This window comes from Georgenia alba (genome assembly GCF_042665525.1).
Classification (GTDB): domain Bacteria; phylum Actinomycetota; class Actinomycetes; order Actinomycetales; family Actinomycetaceae; genus Allobogoriella; species Allobogoriella alba.
In genome coordinates, this window is the sequence record NZ_JBHTCQ010000001.1 from 132825 (window position 1) to 157971 (window position 25147).

The following is a 25147-nucleotide window of genomic DNA, read 5'->3' on the forward strand; positions in this document are numbered from 1 at the left end:
CGTCGCCGCGGTCAAGGCGGGCCGGCGGACTTGCCAGGACCTCCCCCGGGCCTGGTACGACACGGAGGTCGCCGGCCGCCACGCGGCCCTCGGCCGTCCCAGCCCGCCACGAGCCCCCAGGAGTGTCGTGTCACGTCACCGCCCACCGACCCTGATCCGCCCGTTCGCCGTGGCGGTCGGCCTGCTGCTCGCCACGACGGCGGCCGTCGTCCCGGCCGCGGCGGCGCCGCCCGCCGAGCCTGGCACGGGACCGTCCGCCGACCCCGCGGCCGAGCGAGCCACGCCCCGTGACCCCGACAAGTCCTTCGCCGTGTACGTGGGCAAGAACCTCACGCAGGACGGCGCCACCATGCTCGGCGGCTTCGGTCACGAGCCGTCGAGCCACTGGGTCGAGGTCGTGCCCGCGCAGGACCATCCCGAGGGGTCCACGATCACGGTCGGCGCGACGCCGGAGGCGGACATGCCCGCCCGGCTGACCGAGATCCCGCAGGCCGAGCACACCGCCCGGTACATCACCTCCAACTACTCCGAGTTCGCGGGATTCCCCGCGCCGCTGACCAACGGCGGCCTGAACGAGCACGGTGTGGCCGCCCGGGACGTGTGGTCGAACTCCCGCGAGGAGCTGTGGGACATGACGCCGGAGGACCAGACGGGCCCGCAGTACTCCGACCTGTCCCGCATCGCCATGGAGCGCGCGACCTCGGCTCGGGAGGCCGTGCAGATCCTCGGCGACCTCATCGACGAGCACGGCTTCACCACGTACGGCGGCAACTCGCACCTCTTCGCCGATGAGAACGAGGGCTGGGTCTTCGTCGAGTTCTCCGGCGGCGAGGGCCTCTGGGCCGCCGAGCGGCTCGGCCCGGACGAGATCCGGGTCTCCTACCCCGGCTACATCCAGGACTTCCCCGTCGAGGCCGCCGGCGGAGACCATCCGGACTACATGGGGTCGGCGAACCTCGTCTCCTTCGCCGAGGAGCAGGGCTGGTACGACCCGGAGACCGACGAGACGTTCGACCTCCAGCAGGTCTACGGCCAGCCGTTCCCCACGGAGGAGTTCGACGTCGGGCAGGTTGCCGACCCGGAGGATCCGGCGCCCTACCGGAACCCGATCTCGCTGGAGCGCGAGTTCGCCGGCCTCGGGGACCAGATCCGGCTCGAGGACGTCATGCGGATCGTGCGCGACCCGCGCTGGTCGGACGACCGGTCAGGCTACGGTCACGTCGCGCAGCTGCCGGCCGATGTGGACCCGGCGCTGCGCACGCTGTGGGTGGCACCCACGGCGGCGGCGACCGCGCCGTACATCCCGATCGCCATCGGGACCGAGGAGCTGCCGGTCGAGTACACCCAGCACCGCTACCTCACGGCCGAGGCGTCGTCCACCTACCTCTCTCCGGAGTATGCGGAGCAGGAGGCGACCGAGTACGCCACGCAGACGTACAAGCGGCTGATGTACGCCACGTGCTCCCGTCCCGAGGAGTACCTCGGCGAGGTCACCGCAGCGTTGGAGGGTTTCGAGGCGCAGTCGATCACGGACTGGCGAGAGATCCAGGAGGAGGCCGCCGCGGCGGACGACCCGGGCACGGTGCTGACGGACTACACCTACGACCGGGCGCTGGAGGGTCTGGCCCTCGGCAACCACCTTCTCGACGACGTGCTGGCCCGCTCGCGCCAGGACGGAGGCCTGCGCGCGCCGGAGGTCGACGTGCCGCCGGGCACGACCGCCTCGGGCCGCTCGCTCCCCATGGCCATGGAAGGGGTCTCCGCCCGGGACCGGATGAACTGCGACGTCGGGGGCGGCTGGCAGGCCGGGAACGCCACCGAACGGGCCGGCGAGTACGGCGACCCGGCCGACGTGCCCGACTACTCGGCGGCGCGCATCTCGGGCAACCCCGACGCGACCGGCTCCGGCGGCTCGGCTGACGACGGCCCGTCCGAGGGCGGCTCATCACCGGCCGGCTGGGTCTGGGGCGTGCTCGGCGTCGTCGTCGGAGCGGTGCTGGGCGGCCTCGGCGCCTGGCGGGCGGCGAGCGGACGCCGCTGACCCACCCACCGCTGCACCGGTCGCCCACCGCTGCTGGCATGCCTGCAGCGGTGGGCGACGGTTGCCGCACCCGGCCGATGGAAGGATGGGCGTCATGCCTGCACGCGTCGACCTCTCCTCGATCACCCCGCCCGTCAGCCTCGGCGCCCTCGACGGGCGCTACCGTCCCGCCGTCGCACCGCTCGCCGACCACCTCTCCGAGGCGGCGCTGAACCGGGCCCGGGTGCACGTGGAGGTGGAGTGGCTGATCCACCTGACGGACTCCGGCGCACTCCCGGGCGCCCCGATGCTGTCCGACGCCGAGAAGGACTACCTGCGCTCCGCCGTCGCGTCCTTCGGCGCGGACGAGATCGCTGAGCTCGCCCAGATCGAGCGCGAGACGCTGCACGACGTCAAGGCCGTCGAGTACTTCCTGCGACGCCGGCTCGACGCCGCCCCCTCCGTCCTCGGGGAGGCGAGCGCGCTCGGGTCGCGCGGCGTGGCCGAGATGGTGCACATCTTCTGCACCAGCGAGGACATCAACAACCTCGCCTACGCGCTGATGGTGCAGGGCGCCGTGACCGAGGTGTGGCTGCCCCGGGCGTCCGCGGTCGTCGACGACCTCGCGGCGCTCGCCCGGGAGCACGCGGCGAGGGCGATGCTCGCCCGCACGCACGGCCAGCCCGCGACGCCGACGACCCTCGGCAAGGAGCTGGCCGTGCTGGCGGCCCGGCTGCGCCGGCAGCTGCGGCGCGTCGCGGACGCCGAGTACCTCGGCAAGATCAACGGCGCCACCGGCACCTACGGCGCACACGCGATCTCCGTCCCGGGCACCGACTGGGAGGAGGTCTCCCGCTCCTTCGTCACCCACCTGGGTCTGACCTGGAACCCGCTCACCACGCAGATCGAGTCGCACGACTGGCAGGCCGAGCTGTACGCGGACGTCGCCCGGTTCAACCGGGTCCTGCACAACCTCGCCACCGACGTGTGGTCCTACATCTCGCTGGGCTACTTCACGCAGCGGCTCTCCGCGCAGGGCTCGACCGGGTCCTCGACGATGCCGCACAAGGTCAACCCGATCCGCTTCGAGAACGCCGAGGCGAACCTGGAGATCTCCTGCGCGCTGCTGGACACCCTCGCCTCCACGCTGGTGACCTCGCGCCTGCAGCGGGACCTGACGGACTCCTCCACGCAGCGGAACATCGGCACGGCGTTCGGCCACTCGCTGGTGGCGATCGACAACGTCCGCCGTGGCCTGGCCGGGCTGGACGTCGACCCGGCGGCGTTGGCGGCGGACCTCGACGCCAACTGGGAGGTGCTCGGGGAGGCGGTCCAGTCGGCCATGCGGGCCGCGGCGGTGGCGGGCGCGGAGGGGATGGCGAACCCCTACGAGCGGCTCAAGGAGCTGACCCGGGGGCGCCGCGTGGACGGCGCGGGCATGCGGGAGTTCATCGCCGGGCTCGGCCTGCCGGCGGACGTGGAGCAGCGGCTCCTGGCCCTGGAGCCCGGGACCTACACCGGGCTCGCCGAACGGCTGGTGCGGCACCTCGACGGCTGAGGCCACGGACTGCTCAGAACCAGGCGGTTCCTTCGTCGTCCTCGAGGAGGACGAACTCGTCCACGGAACGGAGCTCGATCCGTGCCTGGCCGGTGAGGTCGAGGATCTCCTCCCCGCCGTCGTGGACCGCCCGCACCGCGGCGGTCAGTGACGCCGTCACGATGCCGGGGGCGCCACCGCCACTGCGGATGGTGACCGTCTGCGGCGCTCGGACCACCGCGTACCCGACGGGCACGTCCTGCACGCCGGCCGGACCGAACCGGCACACCTCGTGCACCACGTAGTCGTAGTTCCGGCTGAGCCCGACGCAGTCCGAGAGCCAGTGGCCCATCTCGTCGGCGATCGCGCGGCCGAGAGCGTCGGTGGCCTCGAGGCCGAGCAGGATCGTGCCGGGATCGGTGTCGCCGCCGCTCGCCACGGTCTGCTCGCTTGCCTCACCCGCGAGCAGCGAGCCGCTCTCGGGCGCGATCGCGTACGTCCCCGGGTAGAGCGTGATGGCCGTGGCCGTCTCCGTCATCGTCGGCGCACCGGCCGAGGTGGTCGCACGGAGGTCTCCGACGGAGAACGCGAACTCGCCGACAGGCACGAGGTCGGCTCCCGGGGCGGCCGTGCGGACCTGCTGGACCGAGGCAAGCGTGTCGGTCAGACGCCAGGTCCCCTGGTCGCCGACGGCGACCTCGAGGACGTCCGTGTGCTCGGCGCCGGCCAGCCGGTACGACACCCTGACCCACGCCTCGTCCCGCCCCGGCCCCTCTCCGCTGTCGATGATCTCCACGTCACCGATCGATGTCGCGCCCGCCATCGCCTCGGGAACCAGCCCGTCGATCGGCCCATGGTCGACGCCCCACGCGTTCTCCGGTTCCACCCCCGGCGCCTCGAGGGCGCGTGCCCGCTCCGGGTCGCCCGCGGCGATGGCCCCCAGGTACCGCAGGACGACGGCGCGCGCCTCGTCGGTCGGGCTCGAGCAGGCGGCCACGCCCGCGAGCACCAGCGCCACCGGCGCCACCGCGACCGCCAGCCGACGGCCAGCCCGTCCGCGACCACGACCCGGCCTCATCGCGGAGGCGACGTCCATGCGGTGTTTCCCAGGTGGTCACCGATCGACATGGAGTCGGCGGACTCGAACTGGCAGGCGAGGAGGCCTTCCACCGGGATCTCCTCGGACTGCGCGGTGCGCCGCCCGTCGGGGCCAGTGGCGTCGAACTCGGCGCGGACGGTCGCGGTCGCGTCACACCAGCCGTCGGTGCGAACCGGCGGGTCCACGATCGACCACGCCACCGGTTCGTGCACCGTGCGCTCCTCGCCGTCCCGCGCACCGGAGACGTAGATCCCCGTGCACAACAGCCTCGTGCGGTGGAGGCACTCCTCGAGGTCCGCCGTCGCCAACTCCGTGAACTCCTCCTCGAACCGTTCGGTGGGTTCGAAGGTGAGGACGACCCGCTCCTCGTCCCACACCGGATCGACGCCCGCCGCGGTGAACGTGCCCGGCACGCCGCGCAGCAGATCGCCACCGGTCGGCGCGATGTCGTAGACACCGGGGTAGAGCGCGAGGACGGTGTTGATCTCATCGCTGTCCTCGGGGAGCGGCTCCACCTCCGCCTCACCGACGGTGAACGCCCAGGGGCCGAAAAGGCCCCTGTCGCCGGTGGAGATCTGCTCCGACCGCCCCCAGATCTGGTACGTCTGGGCCAGGCCTCGGGTCAGCATCAGGTCCTCGCCGGTGTCGTGCACGGTGAGCGTGGACTCGTGCCGCTCGCCGTCGAGCCGGTAGGTCACGTCGAAGGCGAACTCGCCGTCGGACCGCTCGCGGCCCTCGGAGACGGTGGGGTCGGTGATGGTCTCGGCGCCCGCCATCGCCTCGTTCGTGCGCCCGTCGCGGACCGCCGGCATGGCGGATCCGAGCTCGATCGGGTCGTATTCGGGGTCCATCAGCCCGTTCGCCCGCGCGGCGTCCCCCACGGCGATCGCATCCAGATACTCCACGACGACGTCACGCGCCCCGTCGGTCGGGCTCGGCCGCAGCGTCCACACCGCGACGCCCACGGCCACCAAGGCCGCCACGACCAGGACGACGAGCAGACCGCGTCCCTTACCGGATCCGCGACCCGTCCGCTCGGGCGCCGTGGGAGCGCCGGCGTCCTTGACCTCTGTCATGGTCGTGGATCCTTGCGTGGCCGCGTGTCCACGTCGATGGGGAGAAGAGCCCACTGCGCCTGGGACGTGGCAGGCTCACGGACGTGAGCGCCCATCACGGACATGAGCATCGACCCGGCCTGCTGCACCGGCTCCACCGGCGCTTCCACCGCACCGGCGAGATGGGTGTCGACGGGGAGGTCTACGACCGCACCTCCGGCCGGCTGAACGGGCGGCTGTACCGGCGGGCCGCGGCCGACGTCGCCCAGGTGGCGCAGGAGGTCGCGCCGGATGGCGCCGCGGTGCTCGACGTCGGAGCCGGCACGGGGCGGCTTCTCGCCGCCCTGGCCGACGTCTTGCCGGGCGCCCGGATCACCGGCGTCGACGTCGCGGAGACCATGGTGGAGGTGGCCCGACGGCGGACGGCCACGCTCGAACGGGTCACCGTGGACGCCGGCGATGTCGGTGAGCTGCCCTACCCGGACGCACAGTTCGACGTGGTCGTCAGTACCTTGAGCATGCATCACTGGCCCGACCAGGCGGCCGCGGTGGCCGAGGTCGCGCGGGTGCTCCGTCCTGGTGGCGCCCTGCTGGTGTTCGACTTCGCCCGGGTCGACGCCTCCGCGCTGGCCGCCGCCGCCCGCGACGGCGGGCCGTTCGCCGGAGCCGCACCGGACCGGACCAGACTGCCGCTACTGCGGTTCTTCCCGGTGCCGCGGCTTGCCCGGTACACGCTGCACCGGGCGTGACGTCGATCGGTAGCATGCCGCTGTGCTCGAAGGCTTGTTCGTCCTGACGGTGCTGTTCCTGATCGTCATCGGGGTCTGGGGACTCGTGAGCCCGCGGTCGGCCATCCGGTTCGAGCGTTCGCTGCGGGGGTGGCAGTACAAGGACCGCAAGGTCCCGGAACCGTCGGACGCCATGGTCGTCGTGACGCGGGTCGTGGGCTTCGTGTCCATCTTCTTCGCGATCATCGCGGCGGCCCAGCTCTACGGGTAGTCGCCCGTCGGTCGTCGTCGGCGCCTCAACCGGCGAGGATCTGCGCGAGGGCCTCGCGGCCGAGCGCGGCCAGGACCGGTTCGTCGTCGGAGCCGTCGAGCATGGCGGTGGTCATGCTGAGCGCCCAGCCGCGGGCGCGGCACCAGGTGGCGTCGTCGTAGCGGCCCGTCAGCTCGGTGCGGAAGGCCGCCCGGCCTGCCGCGTCGAAGGTGAGCCACGCGGTGGCGAGGTCGGTGGCCGGGTCACCCGCGGTCAGGTCCCCGAAGTCCACGACGGCGACGAGCCCGAGCGAGGAACGAGCGGAGGGCGAGGAGCCGGCGCCATCAGACCCTGCGGCGACGAGCCCGAGCGAGGCGCCGGCGTCACCCACCTCTCCGAGGACGATGTTGTGCGCGTGGAGGTCGCCGTGCAGCCACACCGGCGGACCCGACCAGGCCTCGGTGGCCACCAGCTCCTCCCACAGGGCGGCGACCTCCCGGCCGCGGGGAATCGCACCCCGCGCGAGGCGGTCACGCACGTACGGGTCGCGCGTCGTCAGCGGGATCCCGCGGACCGGGTTCACCGGGTAGTCGGCCGGCGCCGGGACATGCAGCGCCCGCACGACGGCGGCGAGCGGCCCGGCAGCGGGGGTACGGCTCTCGAGGGGCACCGTCGCGGCGGAACGGCCGTCCACCCACGGCACGACCGACCAGGACCAGGGGTACTCCGCCGTCGGTCGCCCGGTCCGCACCGGCACCGGCAGGGTGATGTCGACGGCCGCCTGCACGCGCGTCGCGAGCTCCGGCAGCCAACGTTGCTCGTTCGCCACCAGCTCCACCGCCGCGGCACGGCGGGGCATCCGGACCGCGAGGTCGTCGCCGAGCCGCCAGACGAGGTTGTCCCACCCCTCGTTCGCCAACGCCAGGGGCAGACCCGCGAGGTCGGGGTGCTGCTCGGCGAGCATGCGCCGGACGAGCGCCTCGTCGACGTCGACCTCGGCGGCAGGCATACGGGCCATGACGCTCCTTCCGGGGAATGGCGGCGCGTCAGCATGCCACGGGTCATACCCGGGGTGCAGGCGAAAATCCGTCCGAGGCGTGAGGTGACGCCCGCGGCGGGAACGTACCGTGGTCCCCCGTGACCTCCGTGCTCTCCGCCCAGGCCTCCCAGGACTCCGCCCTCGGCGGGGTCGCCGCGTGGGCGGTGGGCGTCATGGAGGCCCTCGGAGGTCTCGGCGCCGCGCTGCTCATCGCGTTGGAGAACCTCTTCCCGCCGCTGCCGAGCGAGATCATCCTCCCGCTCGCCGGGTTCACCGCCTCGCGCGGCGACCTCGGCCTGCTCGAGGTGATCGCCTGGTGCACGGGCGGCTCCGTCGTCGGGGCGTGGGTGCTGTACGGCATCGGCGCGCTCCTGGGCCGCCGGCGCACGCGGGCGATCATGAACTGGCTGCCGCTGGTGAAGATCGAGGACGTGGACCGCACCGAGGCGTGGTTCGACCGGCACGGCCGGGGCACGGTCTTCCTGGGCCGGATGATCCCGATCTTCCGTTCGCTCATCTCGATCCCCGCCGGGATCACCCGGATGCCCCTGCCGCTGTTCACGGCGCTGACGCTGGCCGGGTCGGCCATCTGGAACACGCTGCTGATCCTGGCGGGGTACTGGCTGGGCGAGCAGTGGCACGTCGTCGAGGAGTACGTGGGCACGTTCTCGAAGCTCGTGATCCTCGCCGTCGTCCTCGCCCTCGCATGGTTCGTGGTGGCGCGTGTGCGCACGATCCGGACGGAGCGCCGCGCCGGGCAGGACGGCTCCGGGAGCGACTGACCGGCGCACCGACCGTCTCCCCAGCCGGAGGATCCGCTGCAACGATGGGCACATGGCCACGGCACAGGAGATCACCGACCGGATCGTGACCGAGACCGGGGCCGCACCCCGTGACCGGACGGTGGACGGCATCGTCTTCGGTGACCCGGCCACCGAGGTCCGCGGTGTCGCGACCGTCATGATGCCCACGCTCGACGCCCTGCGCGGCGTCGTCGAGAGGGGCGCCAACCTCGTGGTGACCCACGAGCCGCTCTTCTACGACCACCTCGGGGACGACGCCGCGCTCGCCTCCGAGCAGGACCCCGTCCACGCCGCCAAGACGGCGTTCCTGGCGCAGCACGGCCTGGTCGTGTGGCGCTTCCACGACGCGTGGCACGACCGGCGGCCGGACGGCATCCTGGCCGGCGTGCTCCGGGCCCTGGGCGTCGCGGACGACGGCGGACCGGCCGCCGCGCGCCCCGCACCCGAGACGCCCGCACCGGCGCACCCGGCCGAGACCACGCTCGGGCAGCTCGCCGCGCACGCCGCGGCGGCCCTCGGCGCGCGGGCGGTCCGCGTGGTCGGCGACACGGCGATGCCCGTGGCGCTCTCCCGGGTGGCGGTCCAGCCCGGCTTCGTCGGCTTCGAGCGGAACCGGCACGCCCTCGCGGACGCCGACGTGCTGATCATCGGTGAGGGTCACGAGTGGGAGATCGGGCAGTACGTCACCGACGCGGCGGCGCTGGGACTCGGCAAGGGGATGGTCGTGCTCGGGCACGCGCCGTCAGAGGCGGCCGGCATGGACGAGTGTGCCCGCTGGCTCCGGACCTTCCTGGAGGAGCCCGTCGAGTTCGTCGCCGTGCCGGACCCCTACCGTCCGGTCCGCGCTACAGCCGCTCCATCCGGCGCAGGATGACGCCCTCGCGCAGCGCCCACGGGCAGATCTCCAGCTCCTCGATCTCGAGCGCCTTCATCGCCCGCTGCGCGACGATCGCCCCGGCGACGATCTGGTAGGTGCGCTCCGCGGTGATGCCCGGCAGCTCCGTACGCTGCTCGGCCGGGATCTTGGCCAGCCGCGGCGTCCAGTCCCGCAGGTCGTCCAGTCGCATGCGGCGGCGTTCCTCCGGCCCGACGACCGCCACCTGGTGGCCGGACAGCCGGGCCAGGGACCGGAACGTCTTCGACGTCGCGACCACGTGGTCTGCCCGGGGCAGCTCGGCAAGGTCCTTGGCCACCGGAGCGAGCACCTTCTTGACGTGGTCCTTCAACGCCTGCAGCTGCTTGGGGCTGGGTGGGTCGTCGGTGAGGAAGTCGCGCGTGAGCCGACCCGCGCCGAGCGGCACCGACACGGCGTACTCGGGTGTCTCGTCCAGGCCCTGGGCCACCTCGAACGAGCCGCCACCGATGTCGAGGACCAGGAGCCGGCCCGCCGCCCAGCCGTGCCAGCGGCGCGCAGCGAGGAACGTCAGCTCCGCCTCCGCCGGCCCGCTGAGCACCTGGAGCTTCACCCCGGCGGTCTCCGCGAGGTGCTCGAGCACGGTCGCGCCGTTGGCCGCCTCCCGGACGGCCGACGTGGCCAGCCCGATCAGCTCGTCGACGTCGTGCTTGGCGGCGGCCTTCACCGCGCGGCGGACCGCGTCGGTCAGCGCCTCGACGCCGGCAGGGCTGATGGCGCCGTCGTCGTCCACGTAGCGCATGAGCCGGACCGTGGAGCGCTCGTCCACCTCCGGCATGGGTCGCGCGTCGGGCGCGGCGTCGACCACGAGCAGGTGGACCGTGTTCGAGCCGATGTCGAGGACGCCCAGGCGCATGGGCCACAGCGTACGGACCGGTCCGGGCCGGCCCCCGGTCGAGTCCGGCCCGCAGGACGCCTTAGAGTCATGACGAGCGCACCCGAGCGGAGATCCCGAACGAGACCATGAGCACGATCCTCCAGAAGGCCGTCACCCCCCAGATGTCGGCCGCGTACCTCGACCGCGGGCTCGACCGGGTGGCCGGCTACGTGGTGCCGGCGGCCGACGCGGCCTCGGTGACCACGACGGCAGGGCTCTTCGAGCTCCACGGTCTCGGCTTCGACGGCACGCCGTTCTCTCCGGACTCGCCGATCGACATCCTGCACCTGCCCACCACGCCGACCGCCGTCGTCGTGCCCGCCACGGGCGGCACCGACGCCGAGAGCCGGAAGGCGACCGGCGGGACGTTCATCGAGAAGCCGCCGTTCACCGGGACGGGCTTCACCTCCTCGGGCGACGCCGTCGTGCCGCTGTCGTGGATGGAGCACACGCGCATCCCCGCCGGCGCCCGGCTGTGGCGGTTCACGCCCGACGCCGAGGAGCCCGAGCTCATCGGGACGTACCACGGTGTCGCGTTCGGGTGGCAGAACCACCTCGGGGACGACACCTTCCGCGCGGTACCGCCGTCGAAGCTCGTCGGCTACGTCGCCAAGGTCGACGCCGGGACGTTCCCCGCCGACATCGCCACGGACGAGGGCGGCCGGCCCAGCGTCGTCACGCTCGTCTCGCACGTGGAGCCCGAGGCGGACGGGTTCACCCAGACCGAGGCCGGGATGTGGGCCAAGCGGGTCCGCGCCGACGACGTCGCCGAGCTGTTCGAGATGCATGCGACCGCGACCTGGAACGACATCCCGGTGCGGATCGTCGACCAGGGCCCGAGCACCGAGGGGGAGCAGGTCGCGCACGTCACCTCGCTGCTGCACGACGCGCTGACGGCCGAGCGGCTCGGCATGGACAAGCTCGACGCCGGCGTCTACGAGAAGACCGTCCCGCTGGCCGACCTCGTCAAGCCCGCCTACGCCCAGCGGGTGCCGCGGGCGTGGGCGCGCGAGGGGCAGCTCGAGAAGGCCCGGGAGCACGCCGCGCGGCGGCAGGCGGGAGCCGGCGAGGTGCCGCCCGCCGGTACGGCACGTCCGACGGCGACCGTGAGCACCCCGAAGCTCAACGTCCCGGAGGGCACCGACCCGGACGAGAACCCGATGAACCGGCATGCCGAGTCCCTCAAGCGGGTCGCGCAGGGCCTGGTGGACGTCGCACCGGCGGGCTGGACGCAGGCGAGGGTGCTCGCGCGGATGATCGGCAAGCGGGGCGAGCTGGTCGCGGCCTACACGGGCGAGGACGGCAAGCAGAAGGCCCTCAAGGGCCTGCCACCCGACGTCGGGCGCGCCCTGGCGGAGATGAAGGGCGCGAGCCACGAGCCGGGCAAGGGGACGTGGCTCACCGCTCTCGTGACGCTCGAGCGGGGCGGGAAGCTCACCCTCAACATCGACCGCACGAACGAGCAGAAGTGGACCAAGCCGCCCGAGCCGTCCGACTACGAGCACGAGCTCAAGCGGTTCCCGCGGGACCCCGAGAACGTGCCGGACTGGTTCCGGGAGCGGATGGACGGCTCAGGCTCGGGTTCCGGGAGCGCCTTCTCGAAGGACTGACGGGTCGAACCGGGCCATCTCCTCGGCGAGTTGGTCATGACGATAGGGACCCGGTTGCCGCAGGGCCGTCCGGATGCGCTCGCGCACCTCGGGCGTCTTGTTCTGGCTGAGCTTGGCGCGGGCGTCGAACCGCGTGACCCGGAGCCGCAGGCCGACCGTCCCGCGCGCTATCGCCCGCGCCATGTCCGAATCCATGGCGAGGCTCCGCGGCTGCTCGACGCCCCGTTCCATGCGGTCGACGAGCTCGCTCAGCACGCGGAAGTTCTCCTCCGGGTCGAGGAGCTCCGGGACGCCGTACAGGTGAGCGGTCACGTGGTTCCAGGTGGGGATGTTCGTCTCGTCGCCGTACCAGCTCGGCGAGATGTAGCCGTGCGGGCCCTGGACGATCAGCATCATCTCGCGCCCCTCGGCCAGCTCGTGGAGCTTGTCGTCGGGGCGGCCGACATGGCTGACGATGCTGATTCCCTCGGCCTCCTCCTCCAGCACGATCGGGTAGTGGGAGGCGAGGAGGCCGCGTGAGGTCTGGGAGACGAAGGTGGCCCACGGGTTCTCCCGGACGAGCGCCCGGATCTCCTCGGGGTCCTCGAGCAGGTAGTGCCGGGTGGGCAGCATGCGCCTCTCCTCTCAGCGGCGGGTGGTCCGGCCGGTGCGGCAATGGGTCACAGGGCGATCCGGTCCAGGAGGGCGGCCGGGTCGTCGGCCGCCATCGCCCCCCGGAAGCGCTCGATCGGATAGCTGGTCATGGTGCCGAGACGGACCGAGGTGACGGCTCCGTCGTCGTCCCGCTCGACCGTGACCGGCTCGCCGGTGGGGCCGAACCCGGGAAGCGGCTCCTGGACGAGCCGGTCCCCGGAGACGGTGAGCCGGGCGTGGGCGTTGACAGGTTCTGGCAGCCGCGGGTTGATCGCGTGCAGGATGCCGCCGAGGTCCACGAGGTCCGTCACCGTCCACAGGCTCGCGAACCGGCCGGTCACGGCGAGGTCGACCGGCACCGGGTCGGGGTCCTCCTGCGCGGCTGCCGTGGCCAGGTTCACCAGCTGCACGACGCCGGTGGCGATGGCGTCCGCCGGGCCGTCGATCGCGTTCGTCAGGGCACTGACCACGAGCCCGTCCTCGGGGTCGATCCAGGTCCGGGTGATGTGACCGGGGTAGCCGCCGGAGTGGCCGACGACCTTCCGCTCACCGATCGTGCCCAACGAGAGGCCGAGACCGTACCGGCCGACCTCGCGCCCGCGGATCTGGACCACAGACTCCTCGCGCTGCATGAGCCGCTTGCTGGCGTCGGTGAGCAGGCTGGTCTCCCCCAGGACGTGGGCGGCGCCGTATGTGGTCAGCTCCCGGGCGGTGGAGTACCAGCCGGTCGCGGCGGCCATGGCGCGGGTGTCCACGTGCCGGATGACGCGGCGCCGGTCCCCGTGCGCGGTCAGGCCGGTGTGCCCGGCGGCGTACTCGGCGGCCCGCTCGGTGACGTACTCGGGGCCGGAACGCTGCAGGCCTAGCGGGCGGACGACGAGCTCGTCGCACAGCTGGGCGTAGCCCTTCCCGGTGACCGACTCGAGGACCAGGCCGAGGACGCTGTAGCCGATGTTGGAGTACTTGAACCGTTCGTTCGGTTCGTAGACCACGCCCTCGGTTCGCACGACGTCGAGGAGCTGCTCGCGGTCGAGGAACGGGCGAGAGCGCTGCCAGAAGTCGCCGTCGGAGGAGTCGCGGATCACCCCGCCCTGGTGCCCGAGGAGCTCGCGGACGGTGACGCCGGCGGCCGGGGTGCCGGCAAGCTCCGCGACGTGGTCCCCCGCCCGGTCGTCCAGCCGCAGCAGCCCGTCCTCCACCAGCCGCATGACCACGACCGCGGTCATGGTCTTGGAGTGCGAGGCGATCCGGAACAGGTGCTCGGAGGTCAGCGCCTCACCGGTCTCCACGTTCGCCCGGCCCCAGGCGACATCCACGAGCACCTCGCCCCGGTGCGCCACCGCGAGCTGCAGGCCGGGCACACCGCGGTACTCGGCCTGGAACGTGGCCCACTCGGCCAGGTACGGGGCGATGGAGCGCAGCACGGGCAGGGGGTCGTGGCTCATGGTGTCCTCTCGGGTCACTTCAGATGTGGCCCGAAGTCTCCCGCACCTCGCGACCCGGGCTCACGGCCTTTCGCGGACCGCGCCGCTCGCGTCGTAGACGACGAGCCCGTCCCGCCCGGCGACGACGTACTGCCAACCGCCCAGGCGGGTCACCGCGCCGTCGAGCCGACCATAGGGGACGGCGAGATCGTCGAGGGCGTTCCGTTCGCCGTCGCAGACGAAGGCGGCCTCGCCGGCGCCCGCGTCCTCGTCCGCCCCGACGGGTACGTCCGCGCGGGGCTCGAGACACAGCAGCCGGGCGGACGGGGCGAGCTCGGTGAGGCTGCCATCCGCGGGGTCGACGTCGACGACGCGCCCGTCACTGACGACGGTGATGGCGCCGGTGCCCTGCCGGAAGCCGTTGCCGTCGAGGTTCTCCTCGTCGAACGGCACCTCCCACATGATGTCCCCGGACTCCGGATCGACGCCGACGAGGTCGATGTGGGTCGGCAGCGCGGTGATCCTGCGCTCCGTCTCCGGATCGAGCCGGGTGGTGCCGGCGTTCCACCGGCAGTACGTCAGCACGTCGTCGACGCCCCCGCGATCCACGCAGTCGTTCAGGCCCGGGTGCCGCCACAGAATGCTTCCGCCCTCCACGGCGACCGCCGCGACTGCCCGTCGCCGGGGTTCCTCATAGACGAGGTCGCCGTCCTCCGCGATGGTCGGGTAGCCCTCGGAGCTGAGCGCGACGCCTTCCTCGTCGTCGCCGAACCAGTGGTACGCCCACGCGAAGTACTCCGAGAAGTGCTCCTCACCCATGACCTCGGACCAATTCCTCTGCCAGGCGACGTCGCCGTCCGCGACCCGCCCGATCGTCGCCTCGACGATCTCCACGCCCGTGTCCACCTCGGGCGTGACGAAGACGCCGTCTGCCAGCACCTGGGCGCCGCGCGGCACACCCTCCAAGGATGCGTCCGGGGCGACCTCGCCCGTGGCCACGTCGATCCGGTGGGACGGGCCGCGACTGGGCCCGTCGAGGACTCGGCCGCGGAAGCACACCTCGGGCCGCTCCTCCCCGCAGGCCGACGGTCGCCCCATCGCGTCCACGCCCAGCTCGACGGCGCGCTCGCCCGTCTCGAGGTCCGCGACGACGAGGGTCTGCGCGTTCTCGTGATCCGGGTGCGGTGCGAGATAGACGACATGACGGGTGCCGTCGACGTCGATCGCACGGACGCTGACGTTCACCGCTCGGCTGTCCTCGTCCGAGAGCGCGACCTCGTCACGCCAGAGCTCGTCACCGTCCGCCGGGTCCCAGGCCGCGATCTCCAGGCCGCTCTCGCCGCGGACGTACGAGGCGACCGCGGACCCCGAACCCGTCGGCCGGCCCACCAGATCGGCCTCGATCGTGCGGGCGGGCTCGATCAGGGTGTCGGGGAGCGGTGGCTTGGGCTGCGCCAGGTGCGTGCGGCCCGGTTCGTCCGGCACGCACGCCGCGACGGCGAGAAGGGTCGCGGCCGCCGTCGTCGCCGCGGTGAGGATCCGTGCCATGGCGGCACGCTACGAAGCCTGCGAGGCCGCCCGCAGACGTTATCCACAGGCCCGGGCGGTCATCCGTCCTGGACGATCGGCGCCAGGCGAACATCCTCGAGTGCACGACTCAGCCGGCTGACCGCGACCGGACCCACGCCTCGCAGGGCCAGCAAGTCCGCCTCCCGCATCCCGGCGACCTGCTCCAACGTCGTCACCCCGGCGGCAGCGAGGGCACGGCTCGCGGCGGCGCCGACGTGTGGCAGCGGCGTGCCCGCCGGCCGTTCGGGACGATCGGTGCGCGGCTCGCCGGTGAGGTGGTCGAGCACCGCCTCACCGCGCGGGGAGAGCCGGTAGCCGATGTCGAGCGACTCGGTGAGCCCGAGCTCCTTGAGCTTGCGGACGTCCCGCTTGAACTCCGCCGTCGGCCGGCCGACCTCCGAGGCCAGGTCCGGGGCACGGCGGCCGGGATGCTCGTCGATGAGCTCCAGGGGCTGCCGGGTCCAGGGACCGTCGGCTGCGGCACGGTCCAGTCGCGCCAGGCGCCCGGCCAGCCCGGCGAGCTCGTCCGCGTCCGGCACCGACTCCCGCAGCGCGATGCGTGGATCGGGTCCGGCGTACCGGAGGCCCACGCGGTACACCGGCCGTTCCGACCGCTGCTCGAGGCCGCGGAGCAGCGCGGCCAGCGACGCAGCCCCGGCACGGCGGGCATCCTCCGCGGTGAGTGCGCTGTCCTCGACCCGCTCCAGCGACGTCACCTCGATCAGCCCGATCGCGGTCCGCATGCGGGTGCCCACCCGCACGCGCGGAGTCTCCCAGCGCCGGAAGGCCAGGTCGATCGCGCCGGAGCGGATCCCGTCGAGCTCGGCCGGTCGGATCATCACCCGCACATGGTCCCGCAGACCGCCGCGGCGGGCAGGCGACCCGGTGCACCACCTTCTCCCGAAATCGGCCTCGGACACGGTGCCGATCTCGGGAGAAGGTGGTGCCTCGGTGCGCGGGAATACCCCAGAGGGGTATGGTGCTGAAGAGGGCGACGACCAGGACCACGCACGGACGGAGGACACGATGCCGGGCTACAGCGGCACGAAAGAGGACTACGCGCGCCGACTGCGCCGCATCGAGGGCCAGGTGCGCGGGATCGCGCGCATGGTGGATGAGGACACCTACTGCATCGACGTCCTCACGCAGATCTCCGCGGTGACCAAGGCGCTGCAGGCCGTGGGCATCGGGCTCGTCGAGGACCACCTCGGCCACTGCGTCGTCGAGGCCGCGAGGTCCTCCGAGCAGGAAGGCCAGGAGAAGGTCACCGAGGCCACCGACGCGATCGCCCGACTGGTCCGTTCCTGACCACCCCGACGAGGAGAGAGATGACTTCCACCGAGATCGACCGCACCACCGTCGTGGACGTCCAGGGCATGACCTGCGGCGCCTGCGTCGCGCACGTGACCGCCGAGCTCAAGGCACTGCCTGCCGTCAAGAACGTGTCCGTCCAGCTCAACGCCGGCGGCACCTCGCCGGTCACGGTCGTCTCCGACTCGGTGCTCGCCGACGACGCCCTCCGCGGCGCGGTCGACGAGGCGGGCTACTCCGTCGCCGGGATCCATCGCGACTTCTGACCCTCTCGACACACGCCCGCGCCAGGCCGGCCGCGCGAACCTTCGCGACCCCGACCCGGCGCGCCACCGTGACGGCGCGGCCTTCGCCCCGTCACCACTGGACGACGCCCTGACGGGCCGATCCGAGGACCACACATGACCGCACCCACGAACCACCAGCACCACGCCGGCAACGGCTCGCACCACGCCGGCAACGGCTCGCACCACGCTGACGGCGCCACCCGCCCCGACGGCGCAGCCCGCCCCATCGAGGTCGAGCTCGCCGTCGACGGCATGACGTGCGCCTCCTGCGTCGCCCGCGTCGAGAAGAAGCTCAACAAGGTCCCCGGCGCCGAGGCGACCGTGAACCTCGCCACCGAGTCCGCGCACGTGACGCTTGCCGAGCCGGTGGACGTGGCGGACCTGGTCGGCGCCGTGCGCGCCGCCGGCTACACCGGACGCGTGACGCGCACCCGTGGGCTCAAGCCTCACCAGGATCACAGCGACGATCACGAGCAGCACGGCGAGCACCACGAGCACGACCCGCTCTCCGGGCACAGCCACGCCGGACACGGCGGCGAGGACACCTCCGCCGTCGACCGCGCGAGTGACCTGCGGCGTCGACTCGTCGTGTCGGCGGCACTCACCGTCCCGGTGGTCGCGCTGTCGATGATCCCGGCCCTGCAGTTCCCCGCGTGGCAGTGGGTGGTGCTCGGCCTCGCCCTGCCGGTCGTCACCTGGGGGGCATGGCCCTTCCACCGCTCGGCCGTCCGGGCGGCGCGGCACGGCGTGTCGACCATGGACACGCTGGTCTCGCTGGGCGTCATCGCCGCGTCGGTGTGGTCCTTGTGGGCGCTGACCCTCGGCGGCGCCGGCGAGATCGGCATGCGGATGGAGGTCACGCTCCTGCCCTCGCAGGCCGAGCACGGCTCGGCGCCGGAGATCTACCTCGAGGTCGCCACGGTGGTCTCGACGTTCCTGCTTGCCGGCCGCTACGCCGAGTCCCGCTCCCGCCGTCGCGCGGGCGACGCGCTGCGCAGCCTCCTGGCGCTCGGGGCCAAGGACGTCACGCGCGTCCTGCTCGACGGCGCCGGCCGCCGCACCGAGGAGCGGGTCCCGGTCTCCGCGCTGGCCGTGGACGACCTCTTCCTCGTCCGGCCGGGCGAGAAGGTAGCCACCGACGGCGTCGTGGTCGAGGGCCGCTCCGCCGTCGACACGTCCTTGCTGACCGGCGAGCCCGTCCCGGTCGACGTCTCGGACGGTGACCCGGTGACCGGCGCGACGGTCAACACCTCCGGCTCGCTGCTGGTCCGCGCCACGCGGGTCGGCGAGGAGACCACGCTCGCCCAGATCGGGCGGCTGGTCAGCCAGGCGCAGACCGGGAAGGCGCCGGTGCAGCGGCTTGCGGACCGCATCTCGGCGGTCTTCGTGCCCGTGGTGCTCGTCATCGCGGTCGTCACGTTCGCGGCCTGGCTACTGCTCGGCAGCCCGCTGCAGGCCGCGTTCACGGCCGCCGTCGCGGTGCTCATCATCGCCTGCCCGTGTGCACTTGGCCTCGCCACTCCCACCGCGCTGCTCGTCGGCACCGGCCGCGCCGCCCAGCTCGGCATCGTCATCAAGGGTCCGGAGATCCTGGAGTCCACCCGCCGCGTGGACACGATGGTGCTCGACAAGACCGGCACCCTCACCGAGGGCCGGATGAGCCTCGCCGAGGTGCTGCTCGACGGCGGCGACTCCCCCGACCGCGAGCGCGACGACGAGCAACGCGCCCTGGTCCTGCGGCTCGCCGGAGCCGCCGAGTCGGCCAGCGAGCACCCGATCGCGCAGGCGATCACCGCGGCCACCCGGGGCGCGGACGAGCACAGCGGCGAGACCGTCCAAGACTTCGCCAACCACGCCGGCCGGGGCGTCACGGCCACCGTCCGGGTCGACGGCGGCACGCACGAGGACCCCACGTCCTACGAGGTCGCCGTCGGCCGGCCCGGCTGGCTCGCCGAGCTCGGCGTCACCGGCGTCGGGGAGCACGATCCCCTCACCCGGACCTTCCGCGACGCCGAGGGGCGCGGCACCGCCGTCGTCGTCGCGTGGGACGGACGCGCCCGTGGCGTGGTGACGCTGCGGGACGAGGTCAAGCCGTCCGCCGCCCCGGCCGTGGCCGAGCTGCGTGCGCTGGGCATCACGCCACACCTGCTGACCGGCGACAACCGGGCGACGGCGGAGCACGTCGCGGCCGAGGTCGGCATCGCCCCCGAGCACGTCACGGCCGAGGTCCTGCCGGAGGACAAGCTCGACGTCGTCGCTCGCCTCCAGGACGAGGGGCACGTCGTGGGGATGGTCGGCGACGGCGTCAACGACGCCGCGGCCCTGGCCCAGGCGGGCCGCCGCGGGCTCGGGCTCGCCATGGGGACCGGCACGGACGTGGCCATCGAGGCCGGCGACATCACGCTCGTCCGCGGAGACCTGGGCACGGTCCCGGCCGCCATCCGGATCTCGCGCACGACCCTGCGGATCATCAAGCAGAACCTGTTCTGGGCCTTCGCCTACAACGTGGCCGCGGTCCCGCTCGCCGCACTGGGTATGCTCAACCCGATGATCGCAGGTGCTGCCATGGCCACGAGCTCGGTGATCGTGGTGACGAACTCGCTGCGGCTGCGGCGGGCCGGCTGAGGACGCGATGGTTCACGTCGTCGGTCATCGCGGTGCGGCCGCCGTCGCGCCGGAGAACACCCTGACCTCGTTCCGGCGTGCCATCGCCGATGGTGCTGACGTCGTCGAGCTCGATGTCCATGCCTCAGCCGACGGCCGGATCGTGGTCATCCACGACCGGACGGTCGACCGGACCGCCGTCGGCGGCCGAGCGACGGGCACGGTGGCGGAGCTGACCTGGGCGGAGCTGCAGCAGGTGGAGCTGCCCGGCGACGAGCGCATCCCGCTGCTGGAGGAGGCACTCGCAGCCATCTCCACGCCGGTGCAGCTCGAGATCAAGGCCCCCGCCGCCGCACTTGCGGCGGCCGAGATGGTGCGGTCGGCCGGCCTCGCGGACCGCGTGACGATGATCAGCTTCAACGCCGACGCGTTGCGGACGGTCCGGCACACGGACCCGACCCTCCCGGTCGGCGTCGTGACCTCGCGGCCCACACCGGAGAAGCTCGCCGTGGTCGATGAGCTCGATGCCGCGATGCTCTCGGTCGAGATCCCGCACCTGGACGGCGAACGGCTCGGTGGCCTGCAGGAACGGGGCGTGCGGCTGTGTGCCTGGACCGCGCTGCGCGACCCCGACGTGAGGGCGGCGGTGGACGGCGGCGCCGACCTCGTCGCGGCCGACGACCCGGCCTGGTGCCGCTCGGTGCTGGAGAGCTTGGTCGACAGGGTCTGACCGGCACTCGCCACGTGCCACCAGCTCAGCCGAGCGCGGCCACCCGATCGAGCGTGAGCTCGTCCAGGCCGTCCAGCGTGAGGTCCGCGAGCGCGAGCGCATCCTCGGCCGGCGGATGTGCCGGGTGCGGCACTGCCACCACGTGCATGCCGGCGGCGGCCGCCGACCGCAGACCGTTGGAGGAGTCCTCGACGGCGACCGCGCGACGCGGGTCCACGCCGAGCAGCTCACACACCCGCAGGTACCCGTCCGGCTCCGGCTTGCCGGCCGGCACCTCCTCGGTGGAGACGGTGGCGCCGAAGTGCTTCGCCAGACCGGTCATCTCCAGCACCCGGTCGATGAGGCGCCGGGGCGAGGACGACGCCAGCCCGACCGGCCACCGACCCGCCGTCCGCTCCACCGCGGCGACCGCGCCCGGCATGAGCGGCAGGTGCTCGCGGTACCGATCGGTGACGCGCGAGATCGCCCGCTCGGCCACCTGCGCGGCATCACCCTGCACGCCGACGGTGGTGGCCAGGTAGTCGGCCCACTCCGGCGTCGACATCCCCATCATCCGGTCGGTGGCGTCCTCGGGCCACGGCACGCCGTCCTCCCGGGCGAGGCCGCGGCGCACGTCGTCCCAGATGGGCTCGGTGTCGGTCAGCACGCCGTCCATGTCGAACACGACGGCCAGGATTCTGTCGTTGCTCACCGACCCATGGTGCCTGGAAGGTCGGGGACAATGCCTGTCATGCCTTCCGAGCAGCGCACCGAGCACGTCGAGCACCACCGCGGCGGGACCGTCTGCGCGCGCGGCTACCTGATCGGCGACGTCCTCGACGGGTACTGGGAGTGGTACCGGACGGACGGGACACTCAAGCGCTCCGGGTACTTCGACCGCGGCGAGCGGGTCGGCGAGTGGATCACGTACGACAAGCACGGCGCCCCGTACAAGGTGACGGACCTGGGGGCGGGCGAGGCACCGTCGTCGGGCGTGGCGCGGTCGAGCCGGGGGCGCACGTGAGCGACGGTGCCGGCGAGCACCGGGTGACGTCGAACGGCCCGGGCGTCGCCACGTCGGACGCGAGCGGGCCGCGGGCGGCCGACGCTCCGGTGCGCCGTCGTCCCCGGCTGCGTGCCGAGATCCTCATCGTGCTGGGGCTCAGCCTCGGGCAGTCGGCGGTCTACGCCGTGGTCGACATCATCGGCCGGCTGACGGCGGACGTCCCGCTCGGTGAGCAGGCGACCGCGCTGAACCCGTCCCGCTCCGAACGGCCCTACCTGGACCTGACCTACCAATTGCTCTCGATCGGGTTCGCGCTGATCCCGGTGGCGCTCGCGCTCTACCTGCTCTCCGAGTCCGGGCGGCGCGCCACCGCACGGATCGGGCTCGACATGGCACGGCCGTGGCGCACCCTCGCCGCCGGCGTGGGCCTGGCAGCCGTGATCGGCGTTCCGGGCCTGGGCCTCTACCTGGCCGGGCGGGCGCTCGGCGTCACGGTGGAGGTGCAGGCCGCGACGCTGAACTCCCACTGGTGGACGGTCCCGGTGCTGCTGCTCGCCGCGCTGCAGAACGCGCTGCTGGAGGAGGTGGTGGTCGCCGGGTACCTCATCGAACGGCTCGAGCAGCTCGGGTGGCGCCCGGTGCCGGTCCTGGTCACCAGCGCCCTCGTGCGCGGCGCCTACCACCTCTACCAGGGCTTCGGTCCGTTCGTCGGCAACGTGATCATGGGCCTGATCTTCGCCGAGTACTACCGCCGACGACGGCGCACCATGCCGCTCGTCATCGCGCACACCCTGATCGACGTGGTCGCCTTCGTCGGCTACGCCTTCCTGCCGGACTCGGTGCTCTCCGCCCTCGGACTCGCCTGACGGGGACGTGCCCGGCGAGCTCACTGCTGCGGTGGGGGCGGGACGGGCCAGCCCGGCAGACACCGGCCAAGGCTGCGGCATCGGCGGAAACATGCGCCGTAGACTCGGCCACCATGAGCCTGCACCCGGGCGAGAGCGGAGCGGCAGCCCCCGCGCCGGTCCCGGTGGAGGAGGTCCCCCCGCAGCGCGAGGTGCTGCTGGTCGACGCTCCCGAGACCCGTGTCCGGCGGCCGAGCGACCTGCTCGCGCTGCTGGCGTGCCTGCTGGGCATCGGGTTCGTGCTCACGCTCGCCGTCTACGCGAACGCCACCACGCAGGGCGTGACGCAGGACGTGCAGTCCGTGGTGGCGGACGTGCTGCGCCAGGTGCTGCTCATCCCCGTCACGGTCCTCGAGGGCCTGGTGTCGTTCATCGTCCCGCTCGTGGTCCTGGTCGAACGGGTGGTCCGCCGGTCCTGGCGCTCGGCGGCCGAGGCGCTGGCCACCATGGTGGTCGCCGTGGTGCTGGCCGCCGGTGCCCTGTGGCTCCTGGACCACATCGCCCCGCGGGAGATCTCCCGCGGCCTGACCATCACGTCCGAGGGCGAGGTGGTCATCGCCCTCAACGTCTACATCGCGGGTCTCGCCGGCGTGCTGACGGCGGTCGGCGACCGGTCCCACAACCGCATGCTGGGCTGGTCCTGGAACCTGCTGTGGGTGGTGCTGGGGCTCTCCGTGGTGCAGGGCGACCAGACCCTCCCCGGCGCGATCGTCGCGGTCCTCCTCGGCCGCGCCGCCGGCCTGGGCATGCGCTACGCCTCCGGCGTCCTGCACGAGCGGGCCACCGGACCCCACCTGGTACGTGGCCTGCGCCGCGCAGGCCTGGACCCGGTCAGCGTGGTGCGCATGGACCCGCTGCTCAGCGGTACCCACGCGCAGGCCTGGCGCGTGACGAGCTACAGCCCGATCGGGTACACCGAGCGTCTCCGCGAGCCCAGCCAGTCCACGAACAACGGCCAGCAGGAGAACGTCGCACCGGCCACCCCGCCCGACCGGACCGACACGATCGTCCCCGACCCGACGACGGACCCGTCCCAGGTGCTGCAGGAGGTCTCCTCCTCGGCCACCAAGACGCTCGACGTCGAGAGCGCCCATCGCCTGTACGCGATCTGGGACGTCGAGGGCCGGCGCCACGACGTGACCGTCCTCGACGGCGACCGGCACGTGGTCGGGATGCTCGCGTCGCTGTGGGACAGCATCCGGCTGCGTGGCCTCGACCGCCGCCCGGCCACCAACCTGCGGGAGGCGGCCAACCGCGCCGCGCTCATGGCGCTCGCCACGAAGGACGCTGGCGTGCGGACCCCCGAGCTCGTCGGCATCACCGAGTCCCGGGACAGCGTCCTGATCGTCACCGAGCACGTCCCACGCGCCAAGCGACTCTCCGAGCTGCCGCCGGCCGAGCTCGACGACGACCTGCTGGACGAGATCTGGTCCCAGCTGCAGGCCGCGCACGCCAAGGGCCTCGCCCACCACGAGGTCAGCGCCGAGTCGATCCTCGTCGACGACGAGCACCACGTGTGGATCGTCGACTGGGAGAACGGCGAGATCATCTCCTCCGAGCTCTCCCGCCGGATGGACCTCGCCCAGCTGCTGGCGATGCTCGCCGTGCTCGCCGGCACCGAGCGTGCTCTCGCCTCGGCGGCGCGGACGCTGACCCGCGACCAGCTCGCCTCCATCGCCCCGCTGCTCCAGCCGGTGGCCATGCCCTCCGCCACGCGCGCCGCCGCGAAGCGGGAGACCCTCGCCTCGCTCCGCGGCTCGCTCGTGTCCCTCATCCCGACGGCGGACGTCGCCCCGATCCCCCTCGCCCGGTTCGCGCCGCGCACGGTCATCACGCTCACACTCGCCGTCGTCGCGGTCTGGGCGCTGCTGTCGTGGATGAACTTCGAGGAGGTCGCCGATGCGGTCACGAGCGCCAACCCGGTGTGGATCGTCGTCGCATTCGCGCTCGGCCTGCTGACCTACGTCGGCTCCGCGATGGGGCTGGAGGCCTTCTCCCCGGAGAAGCTCGGCGTGTGGCGCACGATCCTCGTGCAGGTGGCCGCGTCCGTCGTCGCGCTCGTGGCGCCGGCGGGCATCGGCCCCGCGGCGCTCAACCTCCGCTTCCTCAACAAGCGGCGCGTCTCGACTCCGCTCGCAGTGGCCACCGTGGGCCTCGTGCAGCTCTCCCAGCTGATCACCACGGTGCTGCTGCTCGTGGCCGTCGCCCTCGTGACAGGGTCCGCCGGAACCCTCAGCGCCCCCGAGGGCTCAGTCATCACCGCGGTCGGGCTGGTCCTGCTCGCGGTCGCCGTGGTGCTGCTGGTCCCGCGGCTGCGCACGTGGGTGTGGCAGCGGGCAGCCCCGACCCTGCGGCAGGTCTGGCCCCGGGTGGTGTGGGTCGTGTCCAACCCGGGCCGGCTCCTCATGGGTATCGCCGGGAACCTCATCATGACGGCCGGCTACGTGGCGGCGTTCGGCGCCTGCCTGGCGGCGTTCGGCCACTCCTTGCCCGTGACGAACCTGGCGATCACCTACCTCGCCGCGAACTCCATCGGCGCGGCGGTGCCGTCCCCCGGCGGTATCGGACCGGTCGAGGCGGCACTGACGACGGGTCTGACCCTCGCCGGCATCCCGGCCGGCACCGCCGTCTCCGTGGCCATCCTCTTCCGTGTCCTCACCTTCTGGGGCCGCGTCCCGCTGGGCTGGGCCGCGCTGCGCTACCTGCAGCGCCGGGAGTCTCTGTGACCCGTCGCGGACCGGCTGCCCTCGCGCGGCGTCTGCGGTGGT

General features: G+C 72.9%; 23 protein-coding genes. 14 read left to right on the forward strand and 9 right to left on the reverse strand.

From position 1 onward, the window contains the following. Nucleotides 1-127: 127 nt before the first annotated feature. Both ACFQQL_RS00640 and purB read left to right on the forward strand, forming a co-directional pair. The gene (locus ACFQQL_RS00640) at nt 128-2041 is read left to right on the forward strand and encodes a C69 family dipeptidase (RefSeq protein WP_382390209.1); all 1914 of its coding nucleotides are present in this window, start codon (nt 128-130) and stop codon (nt 2039-2041) included. 94 nt (nt 2042-2135) lie between these two features. Beyond that, nucleotides 2136-3578 carry an adenylosuccinate lyase gene (gene purB / locus ACFQQL_RS00645; RefSeq protein WP_382390211.1) on the forward strand — a complete coding sequence of 481 codons (1443 nt, stop codon included), beginning with the start codon at nt 2136-2138 and terminating at the stop codon, nt 3576-3578. Nucleotides 3579-3591: 13 nt separating this feature from the next. On the opposite strand, the gene ACFQQL_RS00650 is transcribed toward purB, so the two are convergent. Together ACFQQL_RS00650 and ACFQQL_RS00655 are read right to left on the reverse strand one after the other, a co-directional pair. Continuing rightward, the gene (locus ACFQQL_RS00650) at nt 3592-4575 is read right to left on the reverse strand and encodes a hypothetical protein (protein WP_382390213.1); all 984 of its coding nucleotides are present in this window, start codon (nt 4573-4575) and stop codon (nt 3592-3594) included. 56 nt (nt 4576-4631) lie between these two features. Further along, on the reverse strand, nt 4632-5732 hold the full coding sequence (locus ACFQQL_RS00655; protein WP_382390215.1) for a hypothetical protein: 1101 nt from the start codon (nt 5730-5732) through the stop codon (nt 4632-4634). An 83-nt stretch (nt 5733-5815) separates the two neighbouring features. Here ACFQQL_RS00655 and ACFQQL_RS00660 point away from each other — a divergent pair, with 83 nt between their 5' ends. Both ACFQQL_RS00660 and ACFQQL_RS00665 read left to right on the forward strand, forming a co-directional pair. Further along, nucleotides 5816-6460, forward strand: coding sequence for a class I SAM-dependent methyltransferase (locus ACFQQL_RS00660; protein ID WP_382390216.1), 645 nt, complete (start codon nt 5816-5818; stop codon nt 6458-6460). A gap of 22 nt (nt 6461-6482) precedes the next feature. Continuing rightward, nucleotides 6483-6710 (forward strand): DUF6199 family natural product biosynthesis protein, encoded by a 228-nt coding sequence (locus ACFQQL_RS00665; RefSeq protein WP_382390217.1) that lies wholly within the window; start codon nt 6483-6485, stop codon nt 6708-6710. Nucleotides 6711-6735: 25 nt separating this feature from the next. Here the strand turns inward: ACFQQL_RS00665 and ACFQQL_RS00670 are convergent, their stop codons facing one another. After that, nucleotides 6736-7707, reverse strand: coding sequence for an aminoglycoside phosphotransferase family protein (locus ACFQQL_RS00670; RefSeq protein ID WP_382390219.1), 972 nt, complete (start codon nt 7705-7707; stop codon nt 6736-6738). Between the two features lie 194 nt (nt 7708-7901). On the opposite strand from ACFQQL_RS00670, the gene ACFQQL_RS00675 reads away from it, so the two are divergent. Together ACFQQL_RS00675 and ACFQQL_RS00680 are read left to right on the forward strand one after the other, a co-directional pair. Further along, a complete protein-coding gene (locus ACFQQL_RS00675) occupies nt 7902-8510 on the forward strand; it encodes a DedA family protein (protein ID WP_465254005.1) in 609 nt (202 codons plus the stop codon). Nucleotides 8511-8562: 52 nt separating this feature from the next. Continuing rightward, nucleotides 8563-9405, forward strand: coding sequence for a Nif3-like dinuclear metal center hexameric protein (locus ACFQQL_RS00680; RefSeq protein ID WP_382390223.1), 843 nt, complete (start codon nt 8563-8565; stop codon nt 9403-9405). Here ACFQQL_RS00680 and ACFQQL_RS00685 read toward each other — a convergent pair. Next, a complete protein-coding gene (locus ACFQQL_RS00685; RefSeq protein WP_382390225.1) occupies nt 9377-10300 on the reverse strand; it encodes a Ppx/GppA phosphatase family protein in 924 nt (307 codons plus the stop codon). The genes ACFQQL_RS00680 and ACFQQL_RS00685 overlap by 29 nt on opposite strands. A 107-nt stretch (nt 10301-10407) precedes the next feature. On the opposite strand from ACFQQL_RS00685, the gene ACFQQL_RS00690 reads away from it, so the two are divergent. After that, complete coding sequence (locus tag ACFQQL_RS00690; protein ID WP_382390227.1) at nt 10408-11931, forward strand: hypothetical protein; 1524 nt, start codon at nt 10408-10410, stop codon at nt 11929-11931. Here the strand turns inward: ACFQQL_RS00690 and ACFQQL_RS00695 are convergent. The 4 genes from ACFQQL_RS00695 to ACFQQL_RS00710 are packed head-to-tail and all read right to left on the reverse strand — an operon-like array spanning nt 11893 to nt 16396. Then, complete coding sequence (locus tag ACFQQL_RS00695) at nt 11893-12543, reverse strand: FMN-binding negative transcriptional regulator (RefSeq protein ID WP_382390229.1); 651 nt, start codon at nt 12541-12543, stop codon at nt 11893-11895. The genes ACFQQL_RS00690 and ACFQQL_RS00695 overlap by 39 nt on opposite strands. A 47-nt stretch (nt 12544-12590) precedes the next feature. After that, a complete protein-coding gene (locus tag ACFQQL_RS00700; RefSeq protein ID WP_382390231.1) occupies nt 12591-14009 on the reverse strand; it encodes a serine hydrolase domain-containing protein in 1419 nt (472 codons plus the stop codon). A 60-nt stretch (nt 14010-14069) separates the two neighbouring features. Then, complete coding sequence (locus ACFQQL_RS00705; RefSeq protein WP_382390233.1) at nt 14070-15536, reverse strand: hypothetical protein; 1467 nt, start codon at nt 15534-15536, stop codon at nt 14070-14072. Between the two features lie 59 nt (nt 15537-15595). Continuing rightward, nucleotides 15596-16396, reverse strand: coding sequence for a helix-hairpin-helix domain-containing protein (locus tag ACFQQL_RS00710; RefSeq protein WP_382393739.1), 801 nt, complete (start codon nt 16394-16396; stop codon nt 15596-15598). Between the two features lie 187 nt (nt 16397-16583). Here ACFQQL_RS00710 and ACFQQL_RS00715 point away from each other — a divergent pair, with 187 nt between their 5' ends. The 4 genes from ACFQQL_RS00715 (at nt 16584) to ACFQQL_RS00730 (ending at nt 20489) form a co-directional block, all read left to right on the forward strand. After that, a complete protein-coding gene (locus tag ACFQQL_RS00715; RefSeq protein ID WP_382390235.1) occupies nt 16584-16865 on the forward strand; it encodes a metal-sensitive transcriptional regulator in 282 nt (93 codons plus the stop codon). Between the two features lie 20 nt (nt 16866-16885). After that, nucleotides 16886-17134 carry a heavy-metal-associated domain-containing protein gene (locus ACFQQL_RS00720; RefSeq protein ID WP_382390237.1) on the forward strand — a complete coding sequence of 83 codons (249 nt, stop codon included), beginning with the start codon at nt 16886-16888 and terminating at the stop codon, nt 17132-17134. Nucleotides 17135-17269: 135 nt separating this feature from the next. Beyond that, entirely contained in the window at nt 17270-19780 is a 2511-nt protein-coding gene (locus tag ACFQQL_RS00725) for a heavy metal translocating P-type ATPase (protein WP_465253983.1), read from the forward strand. Between the two features lie 7 nt (nt 19781-19787). Beyond that, entirely contained in the window at nt 19788-20489 is a 702-nt protein-coding gene (locus tag ACFQQL_RS00730; protein ID WP_382390239.1) for a glycerophosphodiester phosphodiesterase, read from the forward strand. A 25-nt stretch (nt 20490-20514) separates the two neighbouring features. On the opposite strand, the gene ACFQQL_RS00735 is transcribed toward ACFQQL_RS00730, so the two are convergent. After that, nucleotides 20515-21180 carry an HAD family hydrolase gene (locus tag ACFQQL_RS00735; RefSeq protein WP_382390241.1) on the reverse strand — a complete coding sequence of 222 codons (666 nt, stop codon included), beginning with the start codon at nt 21178-21180 and terminating at the stop codon, nt 20515-20517. 39 nt (nt 21181-21219) lie between these two features. On the opposite strand from ACFQQL_RS00735, the gene ACFQQL_RS00740 reads away from it, so the two are divergent. The 3 genes from ACFQQL_RS00740 to ACFQQL_RS00750 all read left to right on the forward strand — a co-directional run bounded on the left by ACFQQL_RS00740 (nt 21220) and on the right by ACFQQL_RS00750 (nt 25105). Further along, on the forward strand, nt 21220-21492 hold the full coding sequence (locus ACFQQL_RS00740) for a toxin-antitoxin system YwqK family antitoxin (RefSeq protein WP_382390243.1): 273 nt from the start codon (nt 21220-21222) through the stop codon (nt 21490-21492). 89 nt (nt 21493-21581) lie between these two features. Further along, nucleotides 21582-22340: a CPBP family intramembrane glutamic endopeptidase gene (locus ACFQQL_RS00745; RefSeq protein ID WP_465254006.1), complete on the forward strand. Its 759-nt coding sequence runs from the start codon at nt 21582-21584 to the stop codon at nt 22338-22340. Nucleotides 22341-22453: 113 nt separating this feature from the next. Beyond that, nucleotides 22454-25105 (forward strand): lysylphosphatidylglycerol synthase domain-containing protein, encoded by a 2652-nt coding sequence (locus tag ACFQQL_RS00750; RefSeq protein WP_382390247.1) that lies wholly within the window; start codon nt 22454-22456, stop codon nt 25103-25105. Nucleotides 25106-25147 lie beyond the last annotated feature (42 nt).